Source organism: Acidimicrobiia bacterium (assembly GCA_041393965.1).
Taxonomy (GTDB): domain Bacteria; phylum Actinomycetota; class Acidimicrobiia; order Spongiisociales; family UBA5794; genus UBA5794.
This window is the reverse complement of the sequence record JAWKJB010000001.1, coordinates 341,145-362,762: the sequence shown is the minus strand read 5'-3', so window position 1 is coordinate 362,762 and position 21,618 is coordinate 341,145. Positions and strand designations below refer to the sequence as shown.

21 protein-coding genes and 1 tRNA gene are annotated in these 21,618 nt (G+C 64.3%); 12 read left to right on the top strand and 10 right to left on the bottom strand.

All coding sequences use genetic code 11. The annotated features are described in order from the left end of the window. Positions 1 to 58 precede the first annotated feature (58 nt). Complete coding sequence (locus tag R2823_01875) at positions 59 to 2,140, top strand: immune inhibitor A (protein ID MEZ5174938.1); 2,082 nt, start codon at positions 59 to 61, stop codon at positions 2,138 to 2,140. Between the two features lie 67 nt (positions 2,141 to 2,207). On the opposite strand, the gene R2823_01870 is transcribed toward R2823_01875, so the two are convergent. Next, positions 2,208 to 2,702 carry a hypothetical protein gene (locus R2823_01870; protein MEZ5174937.1) on the bottom strand — a complete coding sequence of 165 codons (495 nt, stop codon included), beginning with the start codon at positions 2,700 to 2,702 and terminating at the stop codon, positions 2,208 to 2,210. 167 nt (positions 2,703 to 2,869) lie between these two features. Here R2823_01870 and R2823_01865 point away from each other — a divergent pair, with 167 nt between their 5' ends. Beyond that, entirely contained in the window at positions 2,870 to 3,070 is a 201-nt protein-coding gene (locus tag R2823_01865) for an antitoxin (protein ID MEZ5174936.1), read from the top strand. A 22-nt stretch (positions 3,071 to 3,092) separates the two neighbouring features. Here the strand turns inward: R2823_01865 and R2823_01860 are convergent, their stop codons facing one another. From R2823_01860 to R2823_01835, 6 genes are all read right to left on the bottom strand, one after another. Next, positions 3,093 to 5,264, bottom strand: a complete 2,172-nt coding sequence (locus R2823_01860; protein ID MEZ5174935.1) for a heavy metal translocating P-type ATPase — start codon at positions 5,262 to 5,264, stop codon at positions 3,093 to 3,095. Between the two features lie 13 nt (positions 5,265 to 5,277). Then, positions 5,278 to 5,490 carry a heavy-metal-associated domain-containing protein gene (locus tag R2823_01855; protein MEZ5174934.1) on the bottom strand — a complete coding sequence of 71 codons (213 nt, stop codon included), beginning with the start codon at positions 5,488 to 5,490 and terminating at the stop codon, positions 5,278 to 5,280. After that, on the bottom strand, positions 5,487 to 5,786 hold the full coding sequence (locus R2823_01850; GenBank protein MEZ5174933.1) for a metal-sensitive transcriptional regulator: 300 nt from the start codon (positions 5,784 to 5,786) through the stop codon (positions 5,487 to 5,489). Before R2823_01850 ends, R2823_01855 begins: the two co-directional genes overlap by 4 nt. A 128-nt stretch (positions 5,787 to 5,914) precedes the next feature. Next, positions 5,915 to 5,988: transfer RNA gene (locus R2823_01845), tRNA-Pro, on the bottom strand. Between the two features lie 18 nt (positions 5,989 to 6,006). Then, positions 6,007 to 7,257, bottom strand: a complete 1,251-nt coding sequence (locus R2823_01840; protein ID MEZ5174932.1) for a hemolysin family protein — start codon at positions 7,255 to 7,257, stop codon at positions 6,007 to 6,009. 55 nt (positions 7,258 to 7,312) lie between these two features. Further along, positions 7,313 to 7,669, bottom strand: coding sequence for a hypothetical protein (locus tag R2823_01835; GenBank protein MEZ5174931.1), 357 nt, complete (start codon positions 7,667 to 7,669; stop codon positions 7,313 to 7,315). 64 nt (positions 7,670 to 7,733) lie between these two features. On the opposite strand from R2823_01835, the gene R2823_01830 reads away from it, so the two are divergent. Together R2823_01830 and R2823_01825 are read left to right on the top strand one after the other, a co-directional pair. Further along, positions 7,734 to 9,038 (top strand): NfeD family protein, encoded by a 1,305-nt coding sequence (locus R2823_01830; GenBank protein MEZ5174930.1) that lies wholly within the window; start codon positions 7,734 to 7,736, stop codon positions 9,036 to 9,038. A gap of 120 nt (positions 9,039 to 9,158) precedes the next feature. After that, positions 9,159 to 9,410, top strand: a complete 252-nt coding sequence (locus R2823_01825; protein ID MEZ5174929.1) for a WhiB family transcriptional regulator — start codon at positions 9,159 to 9,161, stop codon at positions 9,408 to 9,410. A 3-nt stretch (positions 9,411 to 9,413) separates the two neighbouring features. Here the strand turns inward: R2823_01825 and selB are convergent, their stop codons facing one another. Then, positions 9,414 to 11,213, bottom strand: a complete 1,800-nt coding sequence (gene selB, locus R2823_01820; protein ID MEZ5174928.1) for a selenocysteine-specific translation elongation factor — start codon at positions 11,211 to 11,213, stop codon at positions 9,414 to 9,416. After that, positions 11,182 to 12,522 (bottom strand): L-seryl-tRNA(Sec) selenium transferase, encoded by a 1,341-nt coding sequence (gene selA, locus R2823_01815; GenBank protein MEZ5174927.1) that lies wholly within the window; start codon positions 12,520 to 12,522, stop codon positions 11,182 to 11,184. Before selA ends, selB begins: the two co-directional genes overlap by 32 nt. Positions 12,523 to 12,592: 70 nt before the next feature. Here selA and R2823_01810 point away from each other — a divergent pair, with 70 nt between their 5' ends. The 4 genes from R2823_01810 to R2823_01795 are packed head-to-tail and all read left to right on the top strand — an operon-like array spanning position 12,593 to position 15,727. Continuing rightward, positions 12,593 to 12,973 (top strand): FxsA family protein, encoded by a 381-nt coding sequence (locus tag R2823_01810; GenBank protein ID MEZ5174926.1) that lies wholly within the window; start codon positions 12,593 to 12,595, stop codon positions 12,971 to 12,973. Next, positions 12,955 to 13,734 (top strand): NUDIX domain-containing protein, encoded by a 780-nt coding sequence (locus tag R2823_01805; GenBank protein ID MEZ5174925.1) that lies wholly within the window; start codon positions 12,955 to 12,957, stop codon positions 13,732 to 13,734. The genes R2823_01810 and R2823_01805 overlap by 19 nt, the downstream gene beginning before the upstream one ends. Then, positions 13,731 to 14,534: an MBL fold metallo-hydrolase gene (locus R2823_01800; GenBank protein MEZ5174924.1), complete on the top strand. Its 804-nt coding sequence runs from the start codon at positions 13,731 to 13,733 to the stop codon at positions 14,532 to 14,534. The genes R2823_01805 and R2823_01800 overlap by 4 nt, the downstream gene beginning before the upstream one ends. Then, positions 14,513 to 15,727 (top strand): M23 family metallopeptidase, encoded by a 1,215-nt coding sequence (locus R2823_01795; protein MEZ5174923.1) that lies wholly within the window; start codon positions 14,513 to 14,515, stop codon positions 15,725 to 15,727. Before R2823_01800 ends, R2823_01795 begins: the two co-directional genes overlap by 22 nt. A gap of 37 nt (positions 15,728 to 15,764) precedes the next feature. Here R2823_01795 and R2823_01790 read toward each other — a convergent pair whose 3' ends face one another. Next, positions 15,765 to 16,880, bottom strand: coding sequence for a P-loop NTPase (locus tag R2823_01790; GenBank protein MEZ5174922.1), 1,116 nt, complete (start codon positions 16,878 to 16,880; stop codon positions 15,765 to 15,767). A gap of 215 nt (positions 16,881 to 17,095) precedes the next feature. Here R2823_01790 and R2823_01785 point away from each other — a divergent pair, with 215 nt between their 5' ends. The 4 genes from R2823_01785 (at position 17,096) to R2823_01770 (ending at position 21,593) form a co-directional block, all read left to right on the top strand. After that, on the top strand, positions 17,096 to 17,413 hold the full coding sequence (locus tag R2823_01785) for an iron-sulfur cluster assembly accessory protein (GenBank protein MEZ5174921.1): 318 nt from the start codon (positions 17,096 to 17,098) through the stop codon (positions 17,411 to 17,413). 100 nt (positions 17,414 to 17,513) lie between these two features. Then, positions 17,514 to 17,894 carry a Rid family detoxifying hydrolase gene (locus R2823_01780; GenBank protein ID MEZ5174920.1) on the top strand — a complete coding sequence of 127 codons (381 nt, stop codon included), beginning with the start codon at positions 17,514 to 17,516 and terminating at the stop codon, positions 17,892 to 17,894. A 103-nt stretch (positions 17,895 to 17,997) separates the two neighbouring features. Then, on the top strand, positions 17,998 to 19,512 hold the full coding sequence (locus R2823_01775) for an aldehyde dehydrogenase family protein (protein ID MEZ5174919.1): 1,515 nt from the start codon (positions 17,998 to 18,000) through the stop codon (positions 19,510 to 19,512). An 89-nt stretch (positions 19,513 to 19,601) separates the two neighbouring features. After that, complete coding sequence (locus R2823_01770; protein ID MEZ5174918.1) at positions 19,602 to 21,593, top strand: beta-propeller domain-containing protein; 1,992 nt, start codon at positions 19,602 to 19,604, stop codon at positions 21,591 to 21,593. Positions 21,594 to 21,618: the final 25 nt, after the last annotated feature.

The following is a 21,618-nucleotide window of genomic DNA, read 5'->3' as shown; positions in this document are numbered from 1 at the left end:
CGGTGCCCGATCCGGTGGATCAGGAGCATCTGGCTCCACGAACCCAGACACTGCCGGCGTGCGGTCGGACAACTTGTCTCACCCTCTCGCCGACGCTCAGAACGAAGCGAAGGAGAGGGCGCAGGCCGCTGTGCTACACGGCAAGGCAACGATGAACAGCGACGGCGTTGTCCGGGTTGCACACGGCCAGTTCGTTGAACTCGCGCGACAGGGAGAAGACCGCATTTGGACCACTCTTGGTGAGTTCACCGACTTGGCGCACAACAACATCCCGGAGCCCGATCGCACTGTCGACAACTCGACCTACTGGGTTGGCGACTTCAGCCGAGCGCACTATGAGGACATGCTCTTTGACGACTCGCCGGGAGCGAACTCGATGCGGAACTTCTACATCGAGCAATCATCCAACCGCTACACCGTTGACGGCATTGTCGAAGACTGGGTTGAGGTCGATGGTCCCCAGGCTGCGTACTCCGACGCCCTTGGTTCGAACGCCACTTGGCCTTTCATCGAGCAGTCGGTGGACAACTGGTATGCAGGACAGATCGCAGACGGCATGACGCCTTCAGACATCAACGACTACCTGAGCCAGTTCGATGTCTGGGATCGGTATGACCACGACGGTGACGGGAACTTCGACGAACCGGATGGCTATATCGACCACTACCAAGCAATTCACTCCGGTGGAGGAGCCGAAGCGGGCGTGGCAGACGCTATCTGGAGCCATCGCTGGTATGTCCAACTGACACCCATTGGTTCCGGCGGTCCCACACTGGCAGACGGCACAGTGGTCCCCTACGGTGGAACCCAAGTCGGAGACTCCAATTACTGGATCGGCGACTACACCACCGAGCCCGAGAACGGGGCCGTTGGTGTCTTCGCCCACGAATTCGCCCACGACCTCGGTCTTCCGGACCTGTATGACACAGGAGGCGGTGAGAACACCACTGGATTCTGGACACTGATGTCGTCAGGTTCGTGGACCACCCAGAGTCCCGACTACATCGGTACGCATCCGATCCACATGGGCGCGTGGGAGAAGTTCCAACTGGGATGGCTCAACTACGAGGTCGCGTTCGCCGGTGACAAGTCGAGCCACAAGATGGGTCCAGCCGAGACCAACACCAAACAGGCACAGGGCCTGTTCGTTGTGCTTCCGCCGAAACAGGTTGACACGAACATCGGTACCGCACCCGAAGGAGCAAACTTCTTCTACAGCGGTGCCGGGAACGATCTTGACAACACGATGACGCGCACCGTGACGGTGCCTGCTGGTACACCGATGCTGACAGCGATGGTGAACTACGAGATCGAGACCGACTGGGACTACGCCTATCTCATGGTGAACGGTGTTCCGATCGCTACCAATCGGTCAACGGCAACGAATCCGAACGGTCAGAACTTCGGCCATGGGATCACCGGCTTCAGCGGTGGTTGGGTGTCCCTGACAGCTGACCTGTCGACCTACGCCGGCCAGACCGTGGAAATCGGGTTCCGCTATTGGACCGATGTTGCCGCGATCGAGACCGGATTCATGGTGGATGACATCTGGATCGACGGAACGCAGATCGGCACCGCGGAAGGTGACGAGGTCGACTGGACGCTCGACGGATTCCGGGTGACGAGCGGACAAGAGACCAGCTTCCACAACAACTACTACCTGGCGGAGTTCCGAACCTACATGGGTTACGACCGGGGTCTCAAGACCGGTCCATACAACTTCGTCGGTGGTGATTGGCTGGAGCACTTTCCGTACCAGGACGGCTTGTTGATCAGCTACTGGGACACCTCCCAGCCCGACAACAACGCTGCGTCGGATCACCCTGGCGAAGGTCTGATCCTTCCGCTGGATGCACATCCCGACAGCTTGTACATGAGCAATGGAACACCGTTCCGTAACCGTGTTCAGACCCACGATGCGACTTTCAGTCTGCAGCGAACCGACGCGTTCTCACTGACCACCTTTGGGACCAGTGTTGTCTATGGCGATCTGCCAGCAGTGAAAGTGTTCGATGACATGAATGAGTACTGGGATGAGGGCAATCCGAACGGATTCGTTCGCCACCCCCACACCGGTACGAAGATCATCATTCGGAGCGTCAGCGCTCGTGGCAACCTCATGCAGGTTCAAGTTCGCTAGCGCATCGACCGACCATCGAACGGAAAGGCCCCCCGGTTCCGGGGGGCCTTTCCGTATGCCGCATGTGCTACCGGATCGGCGGTGGAATCGAGATTTCGGGTGGCTTCTTGGTCGGCGGAATGAACCCATCGATAGACGGAGTGAGACACACGACGGGGCTGTGATTGCCTGCCTGGTGAACCTCGTATTGCTGCCCGTCGGTCTCGAAGACGATGAGATAGCCGTCGACGAGGGCTTCGGTGTATGCCTTGCCCACTTCAGGGCATCCGAGGGATCCATCACGCCAAGTGACGGCCTCAGACGAAACCAGCTCTAGCTTCATCTCGGGGACATCGATGTGTTCAGCGAGGTTGGCCCGTGCTCTGATCGCCACTTCGATCAAGTCGTCGACTGTCTCCGGTCCAATGGCCTTGTCGCTTGTCGGCGGGGGTGTCATGGATTCGGTGGATGTCGTCGGATTTCCTGAGGTCGACACTTCTCCGGGTGAGCCGCCGGATTGAGCAGGGAGGCCGCACGAAGCGAGAAGGATGGCCGGTATCAAGTACAGTGCAGTGCGTTTCATGACTCACCTCGAAACTTGGATGGTTGGGGAAGCGGTGCGGTTCCCGGCTCTGTGAAGACGATACATGCCGCGTCCCATAATGCCGGGGAGGGTGCGCTGCTCCTACCGGCCACCGGCAGCCCCTTGGAACCACTACTGTCAGCGATGCGCGACAGAAGGGCAACAACATGGGATTCTTCGACAAGGCAAAGGGCCTGATCGGCAAGGGCAAGGACGCGATCGGTGATCACGAGGACCAGATCCAGGACGGCATCGACAAGGCGGCGGACTTTGTCGACGACAAGACCGGTGGAAAGTACGCCGACCACATCGATACCGGCGCCGACAAGGCAAAGGACTTCGTCGAGGGCCTCGGGGACGACGAGTAGACGAGTAGTTTTCGCGACCCGATCAGCCGAATCGGCGGAGCCTGAGCGAGTTCAGAACAACCGACACGGATGAGAACGCCATCGCGGCGGCTGCGATCATGGGGTTGAGAAAGCCGAACGCTGCGAGGGGTATCGCAGCGGTGTTGTAGCCGAATGCCCATACCAGGTTCTGACGGATGGTTGCGAAGGTCGCACGCGCAAGCCTGATGCCGGTCACCGCCAGCATGGGATCACCCGACATCAGCACCACATCGCCGGCCTCGATGGCGACATCGGATCCCGAACCGACCGCCATGCCGAGGTCCGCGGCGGTCAGAGCCGGGGAGTCGTTGATGCCGTCACCGACGAAGGCCACCACCTGACCCTGCTCCTGCATCGATGTGATCGCGTCGACCTTGCCTTCCGGCATCAGTTCGGCGACCACATCGTCGATCCCGAGGGAAGCGGCGATCGTGTCGGCGACGCGTATCGAGTCCCCGGTCAGCATCGCCGTTCGCAGGCCGTCGGCGTGGAGTGCCTCAACGGCCGCCGACGAGGAGTCCCGCACCGAATCGGCAACCCTCAGAACACCGTGGACCTTGCCGTCCCAGCCGGCGAGGAAGGTCGTGTCCCCGAATCCGGCCATCGAGTCGAACCGGTCGTCCCACGGGTCGGTGTCGTAGCCAGCTTCACGGAGGAAGGCCGGGGTGCCAGCGATGACACTGACCCCGTCGACCGCACCGGTAGCGCCCTTCCCCCGTATCGCCGTGAACCCGGCGACAGGGACAAGGCGGGTGTCCCGCTCCTCGGCTCCGAGCGCCACCGCTCGCCCGATCGGGTGCTCCGAACCGGCCTCGAGGGAACCAACGAGGGTGAGGAACCGCGCCGGATCGGCGTCGGTGTCGAAGTCGACCAAGGTCATGGCCCCCCGCGTCAGGGTGCCGGTCTTGTCGAACACCACGGTGTCGATGCCGTTTGCACGCTCGAACACTTCTGCGTTCTTGAACAGCACGCCGGTCTCAGCACCCCGACCCGAACCGACCATGATGGCTGTTGGCGTTGCAAGACCGAGCGCGCATGGGCACGCGATGATGAGAACCGCCACAGCGTTCTCCAGTGACCGCGCGACCTCCCCCGTCGCGACGAACCAGGCCAAACCGGTCACGACCGCAATCGCGATCACCGACGGAACGAACACCGAAGAGACCCGATCGGCGAGCTTCTGAACTGGTGCCTTTGTGGCCTGCGCGTCCTCGACGAGCCGCATGATCTGGGCAAGCGCCGTGTTCGGGCCAACACCGGTGACCTCGACCTCGAGCCGGCCGTCCTGGTTGACCGTGGCCGCGTACACCGATGAGCCGGGCTCCTTGTCCTGCGGTCGACTCTCACCGGTGAGCATCGACTCATCGATCCCAGACCGTCCTGCGGTCACCACACCGTCGGCGGGTACCTTCTCGCCCGGAAGGACAACGATTGTGTTTCCTGGGGCAAGCTCGATCGGATCGACCATCGTCTCGATCCCGTCGATGACGAGACGCGCCTGTTTCGCTCCGAGCTCGGCGAGCTTCGCGATCGCCAGCGATGCCTGCCCCTTCGATCGAGCCTCGAAGAAGCGCCCGACGAGGATCAGCGTGATGATGATGGCGGCCGTCTCGAAGAAGACATGGGCCTCACCGGCAACGACTGCGGCTGCACCGTCGGTGACAAGCACGACCGTCGAGTACGCCCACGCAGTCAGTGTCCCAACCGAGATGAGGGTGTCCATTGCGGGAGACATCGACCGGAGCTGTTTCCGGGTCGCCGTGTGGAACTGCCAGCCGAAGACGAACACGACCACGCTCGTGAGGAAGAACTGCACCCACGGGTTCCATGCGACCGACGGCCCGACCATGGCGAGGAACAGCACCGGTGCGGTGACAATCGATGCCCCGACGACATTGCGCCACTGGCGTTTCGCCTCGTCGCTGTATCGTTCGGTGACGGGGCGCCGGTCGTCGTCGGGTCCGATCTCGGAGATCTCATAGCCGATCCGCGCTACGGCGTCCCGGAGTGCTTGCACATCGGTGTCCGCGGCGACGGTCGCCCTCGCCTCCTGGCCGGCGAAGTTCACGACGGCCGAGGCGACGCCTTCCTGCTTGTTGAGGACGCGTTCGATCCGCACCGCGCACGACGCGCAGGTCATTCCCTCGACATCAAAGCGAACCGTGTCGGTCATTCGCGCGCTCGCTTCAGGCGTCCGCGACTTCGTAGCCCTGCGTATCGATGGCTTCGATGATGTCGGCGACGGTGACCTTGTCGGCGTCGAAGACAACGGCCACCGTTCGATCGCCGATCGAGACCTCGGCCGATGCAACCCCCTCGAGGGGTGCAACGGCACCTTCGATCGATCGCTTGCAGTGGTCACACGAGATATCGGGTACTGACAGGATGACGGTGGTCATGGTGTTCCTTTCTGTGGTGTTTCCGGCAGGAGGTGTGGTGCATAGCGGAGGGTTTCGAGCAGCTCGTCGACGACCTGTGCTGATCGACCCGCCTCGACATGTTCGAGCACGCAGGTCTCGACATGGTTCTGGAGCAGGACGCGGTTGACGCCTTCGAGAGAGCCCTGGAGGGCCGACACCTGCTTCATGATGTCGGGGCAGTAGCGCTCCTCGTCAACCATGCGAATGACGCCGTCGAGATGCCCGCGGACGGTCTTGAGCCGGTTGAGTGCCGAGGTTCGGTGCTCGTCCTTCATGCATCGGAGGATAGCGCGATCGGAGATACCCCACCCCGGGAGGGGTACACCCGAGCAATCGACGCGCCAGAAACGAACGAGATGCCGGCCATGGGCTCATTCCAAGCCCGTGACCGGCATCTTCAGGGTCGGGACGGTCGGATTTGAACCGACGACCTCATCGTCCCGAACGATGCGCGCTGCCAAGCTGCGCCACGTCCCGAAGCGCCCATGCTACTGCTCAGGAGAGTCTCTCGACCCTGACACGGTCGACACGCTGGCGGTCCATGGACAGCACCGTGAACCGGATGTTCCCCTCCGTCATCTGGTCACCCTCGTCGGGGACCCGGCCGTAGATGGCCATGATGTAGCCGCCAACGGTCGCGTATGGGCCGTCCCCGAGATCCTGCGCGAGCGCAACACCGAGGTCGACGATGTCGACCTTGCCGTCCGCGATCCAGAGTCTCGGACCGAGCTGGACGAGCGAGGGCGCTCCCGGATCGTGTTCGTCCTGGAGTTCACCGACGAGTTCTGACATGAGGTCCTTGATCGTCACGATGCCTTCGACTCCTCCGTGCTCGTCGACGACGACCGCCATCGCGGAGCGCTGCGAACGCATCTCCGAGAGCGTCGTGAGGACCGACATCGTCTCCGGCAGGTAGTTCGGCGTCCGGATCAGCGAGCTGAGATCGTCCGCCTCGTCGTATTCGGGGTGCAGGAGGAGGTCCTTCACATGAACGATTCCGATGAGGTCGTCGAGGTCGCCGTTGGTGACGGGGAAGCGGGAATGGCCGGTCTCTGAGACCGCGGCCCGCACTTCTGAGGAGGTCAACGGCGCGGTGAGCGTGACGATGTCGAGTCGCGGTGTCATCACCTCGCGTACCGGGCGGTCATCGAGATGGAACAGGGCATCGATGATCTCGCGTTCGGCCTCCACGATGAAGCCACCCCGCTCCCCGAGCGCCGCGAGTGCCCTGATGTCGTCGTCGGTGACGCCGTCTGCGCTTGCGTCTCCGGTGATCCGCATGGCCCTCAGGAGGCCACGGGTGATCGAGCTGAAGAAGTTTGCGACCGGCGCGAGGACGAGTGACAGATTCCAGATCGTTGGGGCGACACGAAGGGCGAATCGCTCCGGCCGTCTGGCGGCAATCGTCTTCGGTGTGATCTCCCCGAAAACGAGAAGCACCGAGGTCATCACGAGCGTTGCCACCCACGGTCCCCACGCCTCACCGAGCAACGAGATGAACAGGATCGTCGCGATCGACGCGGACAGGACATTCACGGCGTTGTTCGCGACGAGCAGCGTCGACAGCATCCGCTCGGGGTCTGCGATCAGCCGTTCGAGTTTCCGCCCGGCGTCGCTGTCGGCCGCGAGTTGATGGACGCGTTCGCGGGAGATCCCGATCAATGCGGTCTCGGATCCGGAGAAGAAGCCCGAGCTGAGGGTGCACAGGCCGAGCACGATGAGGTAGGCGACGGTGTCGGGACCCATCAGGGATGTCCCGATGGGTCGTTGGTACTGCCCGGCTCCGAATCGCTCGACATGGTCAGCGTGCTACCCCGAGCGCCTTGCGCAGTTCCGCGGGTGTTGCGTTCTTGTCCACCCAGTTCGCTGCGCCGGAGCGCCCCGCCAAGAACGCGTCAGCCTCGCGATCGAGCAGGATCGTCACGGGAATAGCCGCACCGTTGTTGGCATCGGCGCGGACCGCCCTCGCGATTGCCATCGCACCCATCGAACCGACTTGCATCTCGGTGACGACCGAATCGACGGGCAGCTCGTACGCGACCTTCGAGGCGGTCCGCGGATCGTCGTGGTCGATGATGGTGATCCCGGAGCCAGCCAGTGCGACATGGACGCGGTCGGTGACCGAGGGGGTCTCTGCGACCAGGAGGATGGTGCTCATGGCGCACAGCGTACCGTCCCGGGCGCGTGGGTACTACCCGGAGCATGCTCCGTATCCTCGCGCCGTGCGCGTGTTCCGGCTGCTTCCCATCGGTCTGCTGGTTGTTGCCGCTGCGGTTTCCGGGTCATCGGCTCTGGGGCAGTCCGGCGAGGATCCGATCGTGGTGGTCGATGTCACGGATCCGATCGACCAGACGATCGTCGACTATGTCGTGGCTTCTCTCAAGACGCACCCGGTGCATGCGTTCATCCTCAAGGTCGACAGCCCCGGGGCATCGTCGGGAGATCTCGCCCCGATGTTCGATGCCGTCATGGGGGCCGAGGCGCCCGTCGTTGCGTGGATCGGACCGAGTCCCGCCGTCGCATACGGAGGCGCGGCCTATCTCGTGAACCATGCCGATGTGCGTTCGGCGGCACCGGGCACCAAGGTGGGTTTTCTCAGCCCTGCCGTGCTCAGATCGGGTGCGGAGTCGCCATCGATGCGGCCTGGCGACGACCCCGGCCTGGTCGTAGCAACCGTTGATGTTCTCGCGCACGCGACGGCAACGGTCGATGTCGACGACCCGGTCGTTGCGGGGTTCGTTGATCGTGTGGATCCCGCCCTCGGTCAGTTGATCGTCGGCCTCGACGGTGAGACGATCGTCAGGGACGACCGGGTCTTCGTGCTCGACACGGCCGCAACCTCGGTCGTTGACGGTCGGGAGGTGACGGTTGCGGCACGCCCCGTCCGCTTCATGAAGCCGGGTTGGCTTGATCGCTTCGTCAGGCTCGGCGCCCGACCCGACACGGCCTTCCTCTTCTTCGTGTTTGCCATGGCGTTCGCTGCCTTCGAGTTCTATGCCGCAGGGTCGGGCCTGATGGCAGCCGTGTCCGGACTGTCGATGATCGTCGCCGGCTACGGGCTTGCGACGCTGCCCGTCTTCTGGCCGGGCGTCGCGATGGTGATCGTGGGCTTCGGTCTGCTCGTGTGGGCGTTCAACCAGCACCGGCTCGGTTGGAGGGTCGTGGTTGGAGGGATCATGGTTCCCGTCGGTGGGCTCCTCTTCGCCTCGACGCGCCCCGGCTACCCGCCAGCGGTCTGGCTCGTGGCCGTCTCGTCGCTTGCTGCGGGTGTGTTCACCTGGTACGCGCTGACCACGGTCGTACGGGGACGATTCGCAACACCGACCGTGGGCCGGGAGGAGCTCGTCGGGCGGCGCTGCGTCGTTGTCGACACCCTCGACCCGACGGGGATCGTGCTCGTCGACGGGACCCGGTGGCGGGCGACCGCCGATCGTGGTATCCGCATCGAGGCCGGTGCTCCCGCTGAGATCGTCGGCCTCAGTGGCTTGGTCCTCGATATCGATCCGATCGGTCCGATGGGCGGATGAGGGTGAGAAAAAAACCGCTGGCGCAGCGACGCGTGAGAGGGTAGCTTCGTCGTCGCGTGTCGGGCGCGCTGCCCGTCTCGCATCTGAACTCGTACGCGATTATCGAAGGGCGGATTCTTCGTGACGGCACCCGATCGTTCCTGGCACCCGACCGCGTTGTGCAGCGGCAACCACTCACATCTCTTCTTCCCTCCCAGTACCCAGGAACGCAAGGATGAACGAGAACGACGCGAGGTCAGGGCGAAGGCAGTCTGCCAGGTGTGCCCCGTGTCGCCGCAATGCCGCGACTACGCGTTCGAGATCAAGGAACCGTACGGAATCTGGGGTGGTCTCACGGAGTCCGAGCGACGCGCAGCGCTTGCGGTTCGCTGACCGTCAGCGTACGAGCGTGCGGGTGTCCCCGCTTCTGCGTGTGATGCCCTGCTTGTCGAGCCATTCGAGCAACGGCACGGACTGGCGTCGAGCCATGCCGAAATACTCCTTGAATTCAGCGACCGTGAACGGATCGTCGAGTCCCTCGAGGCGGCCGAGAATCTGATCGATCTGGGCGCGGGTGAAGACCAGGTCGGGCTCGATCCGCTCAAGATCGCCTCGGCGAATCAGGGCGTGGAGCACCTCTGTATCAAGGCCGAGATGTGAGGCTCTTGGAACATCGAGGGACGACTCGAGCGCGGCCCGTGCCGCTGCCCACGCCGCTTCGTCGGCGTCCGAGAGCCCACCTTCGAACGAGGGTCTGCGCACGGTGCCGTCGGCGATGTCGAGTTCCTCCGTGCCGGTGACGAGGCTCGACATCAGGTCGTGCGCGATCCCGACCCGCGAAGCCAGCTCGGCGATCGGTATCCCCGCGCGTCTGGGGTGTTCGGCGTGGTAAGTCTCGGTGAGCCCAACCGCCCGTTCGACGGCGTGGCGTGCCCGCAGCAGCGAAACAGCGGTGCTCCCTGCCATCACGGCACGCGACGGCGCCCCACCTCCGGTGGCGCGTTTGAGGACGCTGATCGCCTCGTGGCCTCTCGCCTCCAGGATGGCATCTGCCAACGCGTCGGAGTCGGGTGCTGCGGTAACCGCAGCGGCGAGCCGCTCGATGGCGTCGGCGCCGATGCGTCCGGCTGCCCGTGTTTCGATCACGGTTCCCCCGGCGACGACCGCCTGGCGGCCACTCTCGCGGAGAATCAATCGGTCTTTGACAACGGCTGGAATCGGTGCATCGGTCGTGATCGCGACAATCGAGTCGCGGACGGTCCGAATCGTTGCCGGACGATCGATCGTTCCGAGGTGGACATGGAATGACCCGCGGTTCGGGAGGCGGTCGAATCCCCGTGCGGTGGTCACATCGACGAGGAGTCCGGTGGTGTCGGCCGTTGTGCCGGGGACGCTGAGCCTCGATCCGCGGCGGGCATCGGCGAGATCGATCCCCGACAGGTTGATCGCCGCTCGCTGCCCCGCGGTGACGATGTCGACCGCGTGATCGTGGTGGTGAAGCCCCCTGACCCGTGCCGTGGCCGAACCGGGATGCACCTCGATCTCGTCACCGGTGCGGAGCGTTCCTGCCTGGACGGTTCCCGTCACGACGAGACCCGAACCGTGAATCACGAACGCGCGATCGACCCACATCCGGAACGGCGCAGCGACATCGGCGGTAGCAAGCAGGGCCGTTGCCACCAGCACCTGTTGCAGATCACCGAGCCCGTCACCGGTGACCGCGGAGACCGGAACGACCGGCCACGACGCCATCGGTGTATCAGCAACCTCCTCTGCGATCTCGAGCGTGGTGAGCTCGATCGTGTCGTCGTCGACGAGATCGGTCCGGGTCACCGCGATGACACCGGTCGGGACACCGAGGAGCGACAGGATCTTCGCGTGCTCCTCGGTCTGTGGCATCCAACCGCTGTCAGCGGCGACGACCAACAAAGCGCAATCCACGCCGACGACGCCGGCGAGCATGTTCTTGATGAAACGCTCATGGCCGGGAACATCCACGAACCCCAGCTCGGTTCCGCCGACATCCATCCAGGCGAACCCCAGGTCGATGGTCAGGCCTCGCCGCTTCTCCTCGGCGAGGCGGTCCGGATCGCGTCCGGTGAGGGCTTCGACAAGCGTCGATTTTCCGTGATCGACATGGCCAGCGGTCCCGACGATCGGCATGTCAGACGATGGCGCCTTCGATTGCGGCGGCAACCGTCCGATCGTCGGAAGGATCGACCGATCGCAGGTCGATGAGGACGGCTCCGTCGCTGCGGGTTGCGATGATGGGCGTGTCCCAACCAGCGAGGGCGGACCACGCGCTATCCGCGTCGCCTTCGATTCGGATCGCAACCGTCGGTATCGTCGCTCCCGGCACCGATCCGGCTCCCGGGATCGACTCGGCATCAACGATGGTGACCCGTGGGTTCGTACCCGCCACCTGTGTCGCCCGATCGCGGATCTCGTCGACGGAGGCCGCAGCCATTTGCCAGAACGGGATGGTGAGAACAGCGGCTGTCGCATACCGATCGAGGACACCGGCGAGTCCCGCGATCGAGGCGCCGTCGAGACGCACCGCACGAGCAATCGGATGCCTCATCGCCTCGCGGATCTCGGCCCTCGTGCCGACCATGACACCCGCTTGGGGCCCACCGAGGAGCTTGTCGCCGGAGAACAAGACGAGGTTGGCCCCCGTCGCAACCGTCTGGCGGACACCCGGTTCGTCTGCGAGCCACCTGCGGTCGCGGTCGCCGAGCCAAGGAGCTGACGCGTCGACCAGCCCGCTCCCGATGTCCGCGATGAAAGGGATTCCGGCCTGTGTTGCGAGACTTGCGAGCTCCTCCCACGACGCCTCCTCGCGGAAGCCGTCGATCCGATAGTTCGAGGGATGCACCTTCAAGATGGCATCGACCCGGTCCGCAACCGCCTCGTAGTCGGATCGGCGGGTCCGGTTCGTGGTGCCGACCTCGACGAGGGTCGCCCCGGATGCTTCCATGAGCGACGGGAGCCGGAACGAACCGCCGATCTCGATCAGCTCGCCTCGGGAAACGGCCACCTTTCCCCGTCCCGCCGTCGACGCGAGTGCGAGCAGCAGCGCTCCTGCGTTGTTGTTGACTGCGAAGCCGGCCTCGGCTCCGGTTACGACCGGGAGGATCGCTTCGAGGTAGGCAGAGCGCCGGGATCGCTTACCGGTCGCGACATCGATCTCCACATTGCTCGCCGAGCGGGAGATCTCGGCGGCATCGGCCGCGACATCAGCGGGCAGAGGGGCGCGTCCGAGGTTGGTGTGGAGCAGGACGCCCGTCGCGTTGATGACCCTCGTCGGTCTGCTCGCAGCGATCGAAGCCACCAACGCCGTGAGTTCCTCGGCCGGATCAGGCGGCTCCTCGCCGGCCGCCAGGGCTTCACGCACGGTGTCGATGGTCTTTCGAGCCATCGCCACAACGAGGGCGGGAGGAAGTTCCGTGTCTCGCGCGACCACCGACGCGAGCGCATCGACGGACGGCAGGTCCCGCATTCTCATATACCAAGCGTAGGTCACCTCGACTGCGGTGCTCACCGACACTGTCGAGCGATCGGCCTAGCCTTGGAGCATGCGTGTAGGGACCTGGCTGTTTGCACTGTTTGTCACCGTTCCGATCATCGAGATCGTTCTGTTCATCGTGGTGGGTGGCTGGATCGGTATCTGGCCGACGCTCCTGATCGTCGTGCTCACCGCGGTGATCGGATCGGCGATGGTCTCGAGACAGGGCCGGGGCGCCTGGCGCCAACTCCAAGCCGAGATCGCGCGGGGCGAGTCGCCGTCGCGGACCCTTGTCCACGGCGCAATGATCCTCGTTGCCGGTGCGCTGCTGCTCACTCCGGGTTTTCTGACCGACCTCGTGGGTTTCCTGCTGTTGATCCCTGCGTTCCGTGAGGCCCTTCGGTCGTGGTTCATCGCCAAACTCAGGGCAAGATGGGTTGTCGTGCCGTGAGACCGGCATCGACGGTTTGCGTTGTTCGTGATCCCGGACACCTTGAGGTCCTGATGGTGCAACGCACGATGGATGCGAACTTCATGCCTGGCGTGTGGGTTTTCCCCGGTGGGGCAGTCGACGACACCGATGCCAGCCCTCCGGCGGGGTTCGGCACACCACCGGTCGACGCGTGGCGCGTGGCCGCGCTGCGCGAGATGATCGAAGAGACCGGCATCTGGCTCACCACCGACGGAACCCTCGAGCGCGATGTCACCGAGGACGCCTTTGGCGCCGTCGAGGCGTCCGGTGTGAGTCTCGATCTCGGGGCACTTTTCTACTTCGCGAACTGGATCACACCGGCGGTTTTTCCGATCGGTTTCGACACCCGTTTCTTCGTTGCGGTGGTCGAAGACCACATCAACGGGACGATCGACGGTGATGAGCTCATCGACATGGCCTGGGTGACTCCGCAAGAAGCGCTCAAGCTCGACGGGGATCGCCGGTGGGAGCTTGCCTATCCGACGCGCAGGACCCTCCGTCTGCTCGCTGGCGAGTCGTCGAGCGGTTCACTCATCTCGCGCCTTGAGCGTGTCGGGTCGGTGCCTGCGGTGCAGCCGAGGCTGGTCGTGACCGACTCCGAGGTGTATCTCCTGACACCCGACGACGAGGGCTGGGAGGAGGCGGGCCCTGCACAGAGTGATCCGACGATCCTCGACCGGATGACCGAGGTGCTGCGCCGCGGGGGCACGGTCCCGGCGGAGTTCAGGCACGGCTCGTGATCGAACGCGTGCTCGCCCCGAACCCGAGCCTGTACACGGGTCCCGGCACGAACACCTACCTCCTCAGTGACCGGGATGAGGTCCTCATCGTTGATCCGGGCCCCGTCATCGCCTCCCACGAGGCCGCGATCGGGGTCGCCATCGGCGGCCGCACGCCTGTCGGGGTCGTTGCCACCCACACCCATCCCGACCATGCCCCGCTGGCGAACCCCCTTGCGCGCCGGCTCGGGGTCCCGGTGTACGGGTACGGCGTCGGGCCGGGCTTCGTTCCCGACATGCGCCTCGCAGACGGCGGCGAGATCGTGTTCGGGGAACGGGCGGTGACGGCGGTGCACACCCCTGGTCACACGGCTGACCACCTCTGTTTCAAGCTCGACGACATCCTCCTCACCGGTGACCACATCATGGGCGGGTCGACCGTGGTGATCGAGGATGCTGCGACCTATCTCGAGAGCCTGTACCGGGTTCGGGATCTCGCCGTTGCGCGAATCGAGCCGGGACACGGCCCTTCCATCGACGATGCCGGCGCGGTCATCAACGAGTACATCGACCATCGTATCGCCCGCGAGGCCCAGATCCTCGACGCGATCAGGCACGGTGCGCACACCATCGGTGACATCATCGATACGGTGTATGTGGGTGTTCCTGCGGGGCTTCGTACGGCAACGGTGCGGCAGGTGGCGGTGCAGTTGAAGAAGCTTTTTGCCGATGGGGAGGTATGGTTCGGTGAGGGCGTGGCGGAGGAGCAAACACAGGTTCGCCTTCGAGAAGGGGAGCGATGCGACTCAGAGTCCTCGTAGCCGTTGCCGTCGCCATGGCGGTTGCAGCTCCCGCGTACGCGCAGGGCGGATCCGAAATCACACAGGCCGATGTCGACCGCGCCCGCGAGGCACGATCTGAAGCCGCCGCGTCCCTTGCCGAAGCAACCGCGGAGTTCGAGCAAGCGGTCGCGGATGAGGAGATCGCACGGGAGAAGATCGCTGCCCTCGCGCGGACGATCTCCGCGCTGGAACTCGACATCGCTGACCGCAAGGTCGAGGTGGGAGAGTTGGTGCGGAGTCGCTACATGTCCGGCGGCCCGACCGGTACCGAGCGCCTGTTCTCCGCCGCGACCTTCGACCAGTTGCCGGTCCAGGGCGAGTACTACGCCCTCGTCGGAGAGATGGACCTGATCACCCTGCGGGGCCTTGAGGCAGCCGAGGCGCATCACCGGGACCAGCAGGCGCTGCTCGATGCGACGCTTGCGGATCAGACCGCCCTCGTCGAGTCGATCACCTCGCTTCGTGATGACATCCTCGCGGCGCTCGAACAGGCAGACCTCGCCTACAACAAGGTGGCTGTCGCCTTTGCCGAACAGGAAGAGCGGAAACGGCGCGAGGAAGAGGAGCGCCGCAAGCGGGAGGAGGCTGCCCGCGCCGCCGCGGCTGCCGCAGAAGCCCCAGCGGCGACCTCCACGACGGCATCTCCGAACACGACTCGGACACCGCCGACGACCGTCGCAACGACCACGACCGCGGAGGCGACCACCACAACCACGCAGGGGAGCACGACCACCACAACACCGCCTTCGGCGCCGCCACCGGTTGTGACGGACGGAAAGACATGTCCGGTCAACGCCGCCACGAGCTTCTCCGATTCGTGGGGAGCCCGGCGTTCGGGGGGACGCACCCACAAAGGGGTCGACATGATGGCGGTCAGGAATGCTCCCCTGGTCGCGATCGAGACCGGTGTGATCACGAGAACCTCGAGCAGTTCGCTCGGCGGCATCTCGATCTACCTCACCGGTGATTCGGGCTCGCGTTACTACTACGCCCACCTCGAATCGCTCGCAGACGGTGTACAGAAGGGTCTTGCCGTGTCCGCTGGCGATACGATCGGCTTCAACGGCAGCTCGGGCAACGCCCCCGACTGGCTCCCGCACCTCCACTTCCAGTACGCCCCTCCCGCCAGCGACTGGGTCAACCCCTACCCCCTGGTACGAGAACTCTGCTAGGCGCGCACGCGTACCCAGGGTTCGCGTAAACATCGACCTATAGCGCGGAGAGGCGGCCGATGCATGTGTCGAGGGCGAGGGGGGGAAGAAGGCGTGTGATCTCTGCGGCGGCTTCCGTGATCGCCTTGGCGGCCGCGGTGTCGGGATTGTTGATGATGATCGGTTCGCCGGCATCCGAGCCCATGCTCACCGACGGGTCGATGGGTACCGATCCCAGCAACGGGACGGAGAGCTCTTCGGCAAGCGCAGCGCCGCCGCCCTCCCCGAAGATCGCGTAATGGTCGCCGGTGTCGGTGGTGAAGCCCGCCATGTTCTCGATCACACCCACGATCGGCATGTGTGAACGCCTTGCCATGTCGGCGATCCTCGCCGCGACCCTCTGCGCGGCGAGTTGCGGTGTCGTGACCACAACCATCTCGGCCTGTGGGAGCAGGCGCGAAAGCGCCATCTGTACATCCCCGGTGCCGGGCGGCATGTCGACGACCAGGTAGCCCAGATCTGATGGCCAGGCCACATCGTTGAGGAACTGCTCAAGGGCCTTGGACAGCATCAGGCCCCTCCACATCAGTGCCGTGGCCTCGTCGTCGAGCAGCAGCCCCGTCGACACCAGATGAACTCCGTTGGTGAGGATCGGAACGATCTTGCGGTCCTCGTTTGCGGTGAGCCGTACCGCGGTCATCCCGAGCATGCGAGGGGTGGAAAAGCCCCAGATGTCGGCGTCGAGGAGGCCGACGGAATGGCCCTGGGCCTTGATCGCCAGCGCGAGGTTGACGCTGAGTGACGACTTGCCGACTCCGCCTTTGCCAGAGCCGACGGCAACAACTCGCGTCGACGGGTCGATCGCTGTAGGGGCTGCCGTTTCGCGTGCGCGGAGGCGTGCGCGTTCCATCAGCGTTGCGCGCTGCTCCGGCGACATCACGGTGGTGACGACATCGACGCTCTCCACCCCGGGGATCGCACCGACGCGCCTGATGATGTCGCCTTCGATCTGGCCCCGCATCGGGCACGACGCGATCGTCAGGGCGAGACCGATGGTTGCGATCCCGTCGCGGACCGAGATGTCCCCGACCATGCCGAGATCGACGATGTCGGTGCCCAACTCGGGATCGATCACCCTCGCAAGGGTCGACCTGATGTCCTCCACGATGCTCATCTCCATGAGCCTATCGGCACGAGAATCGACCGCTCGCGGTGTCGATCACATGAACGGCTCGCTTGCGTCCGGCGAGATTTCGTCGGCGGTTCGGCGCGGTGTCGTTATCATCGGTACCCGTACCGAAATCCCATGGAGGCGATGTGACCGTCCAGGACTCCCAGACCGGCCACGACATACGGTTCTCACCCGACGGGCCCCCGACACCCGGCGTCATGCTCACATCGGACGCCGCGGCGAAGGTGAAAGAGCTCATCGAGGCAGATGGTGGCGAGGCCAGCGCGCTTCGGCTCGCCGTCAAGCGTGCAGGATGCTCCGGATACGCCTACGACATGTTCTTCGATTCGGTCATCGACGATTCGGACACTGTCACCACAGTCGACGGGGTCTCAGTGGTGGTCGATGCTGAGAGCATGATGATGGTCGACGGGGCAACCATCGACTTCAAAGACAACGGCCTCGACGGCGCAGGATTCGCGATCGACAACCCGAACGCCACCGGAGGCTGCGGTTGTGGCAAGAGCTTCTCTTGACCAATCGCCAACCCATCTGACTTCTGACATCTGACATCTGGAATCTGGAATCTGACATCTGGTATCTGACATCTGACATCTGACATCTGGAATCTGAAACATGCCCAAGACCGTCCATAGCCCGCCGAGCGGGCCAGCCGCACTCGGGCCTTACAGCCTTGCGACCGAAGCACACGGTTTCGTGTTCTGTTCGGGAATGGTGCCGGTTGAACCCAAGTCGGGTCAGCCGGTCGAAGGGGGCATCACCCAGCAGACGCATCAGGTGATGCAGAACATCGGTGCCGTGCTCGGGGATCTCGACCTCGGCTACGACGACATCGTCAAGACTTCGATCTTCCTCGCGGACATCGATGATTTCGGCGCCGTGAACGAGGTCTACGCGGAGTATGTCGGCGATGCCAAGCCAGCGCGGGCAACGGTGCAGGCGGGTGCTCTCCCGGGCGGTTTCCTCGTTGAGATCGAGTGCATCGCCGCCCGATGAGGGGTTCGTCCCCACACCGGTCATCTACCCTTGAACCCAGACGGGCATCCGTTGGGCGTCGCTGCGTCACGACGGACCGCCCACGGACCATCGAGGAGAACCCATGAATCGTGAATCTGCCCTCTCCGCCCTCGGTATCGACCCTGACAACTCCGGTGCCTATGCGGCTGGGTGGCGCCACGGCTCAGGGGCCACCATCGAATCGATCGATCCCGCAACGGAGCAATCAATCGGCGCCGTCCGGATGGCAGGCGCCGACGACTACGAGGCCGCCGTCGAGGCCGCCCAAACCGCATTCGCCCAATGGCGAATGGTCCCAGCGCCCCAACGCGGCGATTATGTGCGACGGATCGGGAACGCACTGCGCGAGTACAAGGAGCCGCTCGGCGCGCTCGTGTCGATGGAGGTCGGCAAGATCAAGGCAGAAGGGGAGGGTGAGGTCCAAGAGATGATCGATCTCGCGGACTTCGCGGTCGGCCTGTCCCGCCAACTGTACGGATTGACGATTGCCTCGGAACGACCACGCCACCGGATGTTCGAACAGTGGCATCCCCTCGGACCAATCGGGATCATCACGGCGTTCAACTTCCCCGTGGCGGTGTGGTCATGGAACGCGTTCATCGGTGCCGTGTGTGGCGACACAATGATTTGGAAACCTTCCCCCGTGACACCTCTGACGGCGATTGCGGTCCAGAACATCTGCCACGAGGTCATGGATGGCTCCGGCTTCGAGGGGGTCTTCGGCCTCACGGTCGGCGATGTGGACCCGATCGGCGCCGCGATGGTCGATGATCGCCGCCTTCCGCTGATCTCGGCCACCGGATCGGTGCGGATGGGGCAACAGGTCGGCACGCAGGTCGCCAAACGGCTCGGCCGTTCCCTGCTCGAGCTCGGTGGGAACAACGCCATCATCGTGATGGACGACGCCGATCTCGACCTCGCGCTGCGTGGCGCCCTCTTCGCGGCGGCGGGAACCGCGGGCCAGCGATGCACCTCGCTGCGTCGCCTGATCGTCCACAAGGATGTCGCCGACCTGCTGATCAAGAAACTCGTTGCGGCTTACGAACAGATCCCCATGGGCGATCCACTCGACGACGGCACCCTCGTCGGGCCGCTCGTCAGCAAGGCAGCCGTCGACACCACGAAAGCCGCCCTCGCCATTGCACTCGAGCAGGGAGGCGAGCTCCTCGCGGGTGGTCACGAGCCTGATCGAACCGGCTACTTCTTCGAGCCGACACTCGTGCGGCTCCCGAAGGATGCCCCCATCGCCCAGGAGGAGACCTTCGGCCCGATGATGTATCTCATCGAGGTGTCGTCATTCGAAGAGGCCCTTGCGGTCAACAACGGAGTTCCCCAGGGCCTGTCCTCTGCGATCTTCACCAACTCGCTTCGCACCTCGGAGCGCTTCCTGTCCGCGGAGGGGTCCGACTGTGGCATTGCCAATGTCAACATCGGAACCTCCGGGGCGGAGATCGGCGGCGCCTTCGGCGGGGAGAAGGAGACCGGTGGTGGGCGTGAGTCGGGTTCGGACGCCTGGAAGGCATACATGCGCCGCCAAACCGTCACCGTGAACTGGTCGGCGGACCTTCCTCTCGCACAGGGCATCGAGTTCGGCTGAGCCCGGCCGGGAGCCGTCGGTTCCCGCCCTGGGAACCTCAGACGCGCCGTCGACCGTCGTAGCACTGAGACCGTCGAGGGAGGAACCCCATGGCACGCTCACTGATCACCGCAGCGGCGGTCCTCGCCATTGCCGCAAGCGCATGCACGATTTCCGAATCGGAAGCAACGAGCCCCACGGTCGTGGGGTTTCCGCCGTCGGGGAGCCATGCGATCTTCGCAGCGGGAGCGCCGGTACAGGCATTCGACTCGTGCCAGGACTTCCTCGACCATGTCAAAGCCGCAGCGATCGAACGGGTCGGCCCGTACGGGCTCGACGGCGACTTCGGGTTCCCCGTTCCTGAGATCATGTTCGCCGCCGAGGACGGCGCAGGCCGGATCACCGCAGATCAGGCCGCACCATCCCAGCCGTTCTCGACGACGAATGTGCAGGTCCTCGGTGTCGACGAGCCCGATGTGGTCAAGACCGACGGTGAGCGGATCTTCGTCGTGGCGACGGGTCGGCTGTATTGGATCGATGTCACGACCGACCACCCACACATCGCGGCTTCGATTCCCCTCGAAGGGCGGGGTCAACAGCTGTTCCTCTCCGGTGACCGACTCCTTGTCATGACGGGCGCCGGCGGGTATGGCGGCCCGGTCTTCGAGACCGATATCGCTCCGGACGGATACGGCTACCACAGCCCCCGCACCGTCCTCGTCGAGGTGGATGTGCGTGCCCCCGACTCCATGGAAGCGGTTCGCACCCTCACCTTCGACGGCTCCATCGTCTCGTCACGGATGACGGGCGGGGTGGTACGGCTCGTGTCCCAATCGGCCCCCGTCGGTTTCGAATGGTCGTATCCGGAGGGGTCCGGACTCAGGGCCGAGCGTGCTGCGACCGAACGCAACAAGAAGATCATTGAAGCTTCGACGATCGAGCAATGGGTCCCGTGGTATGTCCTCGAAAACCACATCGCAGGGACGACTGCGGATGGTCCGCTCCTCGACTGTGACACGGTCGGATATCCCGACGAGTTCGCGGGCCTGTCGATGCTGTCGGTGATGAGCATCGATCTCGACGAGCCGCTGACACCGCACGGGGGCATGGGGCTTCTCGCCCAAGGCGACACGGTGTATGCCTCCCACGACAATCTCTATGTGGCGACCGCGCCATGGCGCTGGTGGCCCGTTGACGCCCGCGATGACGACACGCCCGAGGTGACAACGAGAATCCACCAGTTCGACATCTCCGATCCCCGCCAAGCGCGGTATGTGGCGTCGGGCAAGGTGAAAGGAACCCTGCACTCGCAGTTCTCACTCGACGAATACGACGGTGTTCTCAGAGTCGTGGTCACCGACAACTCGCCGTGGTGGCGTGGCTCGGGAACCCCAACGACCTCCGTCGTGACCATGCGGCGAACCGGTGAACGCCTCAACCGCATCGGCGCAGTGGGCGGGCTCGGCAAGAACGAGCAGGTCTACTCGGTCCGTTTCATCGGCGACCGGGGATATGTCGTGACATTCCGGCAGGTGGATCCCCTATATGTCATCGACCTGTCGAATCCCCGCCAGCCACGGGTGACGGGTGAGCTCAAGATCAACGGCTACTCCGCCTACCTCCATCCCATCGGCGACGAACTGATCCTCGGTGTCGGCCAAGATGCCACCGACGAGGGACGCACGACCGGAACGCAGATCTCGGTCTTCGATGTTTCGGACCCTGCGAACCCGATCCGCATGTCGCGCCTCACCTTCGACGGCGCGTACTCGGATGCCGAATGGGACCACCATGCCTTCCTGTGGTGGGCCCCCGAAGACCTCGCCGTGATCCCGATGCAGCGTTGGGGCTGGGACGAGCTTGCGAAGTCCGACCGTGGGTTCTCCGGTGCGGTCGCCGTACGCGCGACGAGCCAATCCGTCGAGGCTGTCGGGGAGATCACCCACCGCATGGGTGATTCGACCTGTGACGCGTGCGATGAATGGAGTGCCCCGATCATGCGATCACTCGTGATCGGCGACACCATCTACACCGTCTCACAGAACGGCGTCATGGCTTCGGATCTCACAACCCTCGACGAGGTCGCCTGGCTTGGATTCTGAGCCTTCCGCTCGACATCTGGAGGCT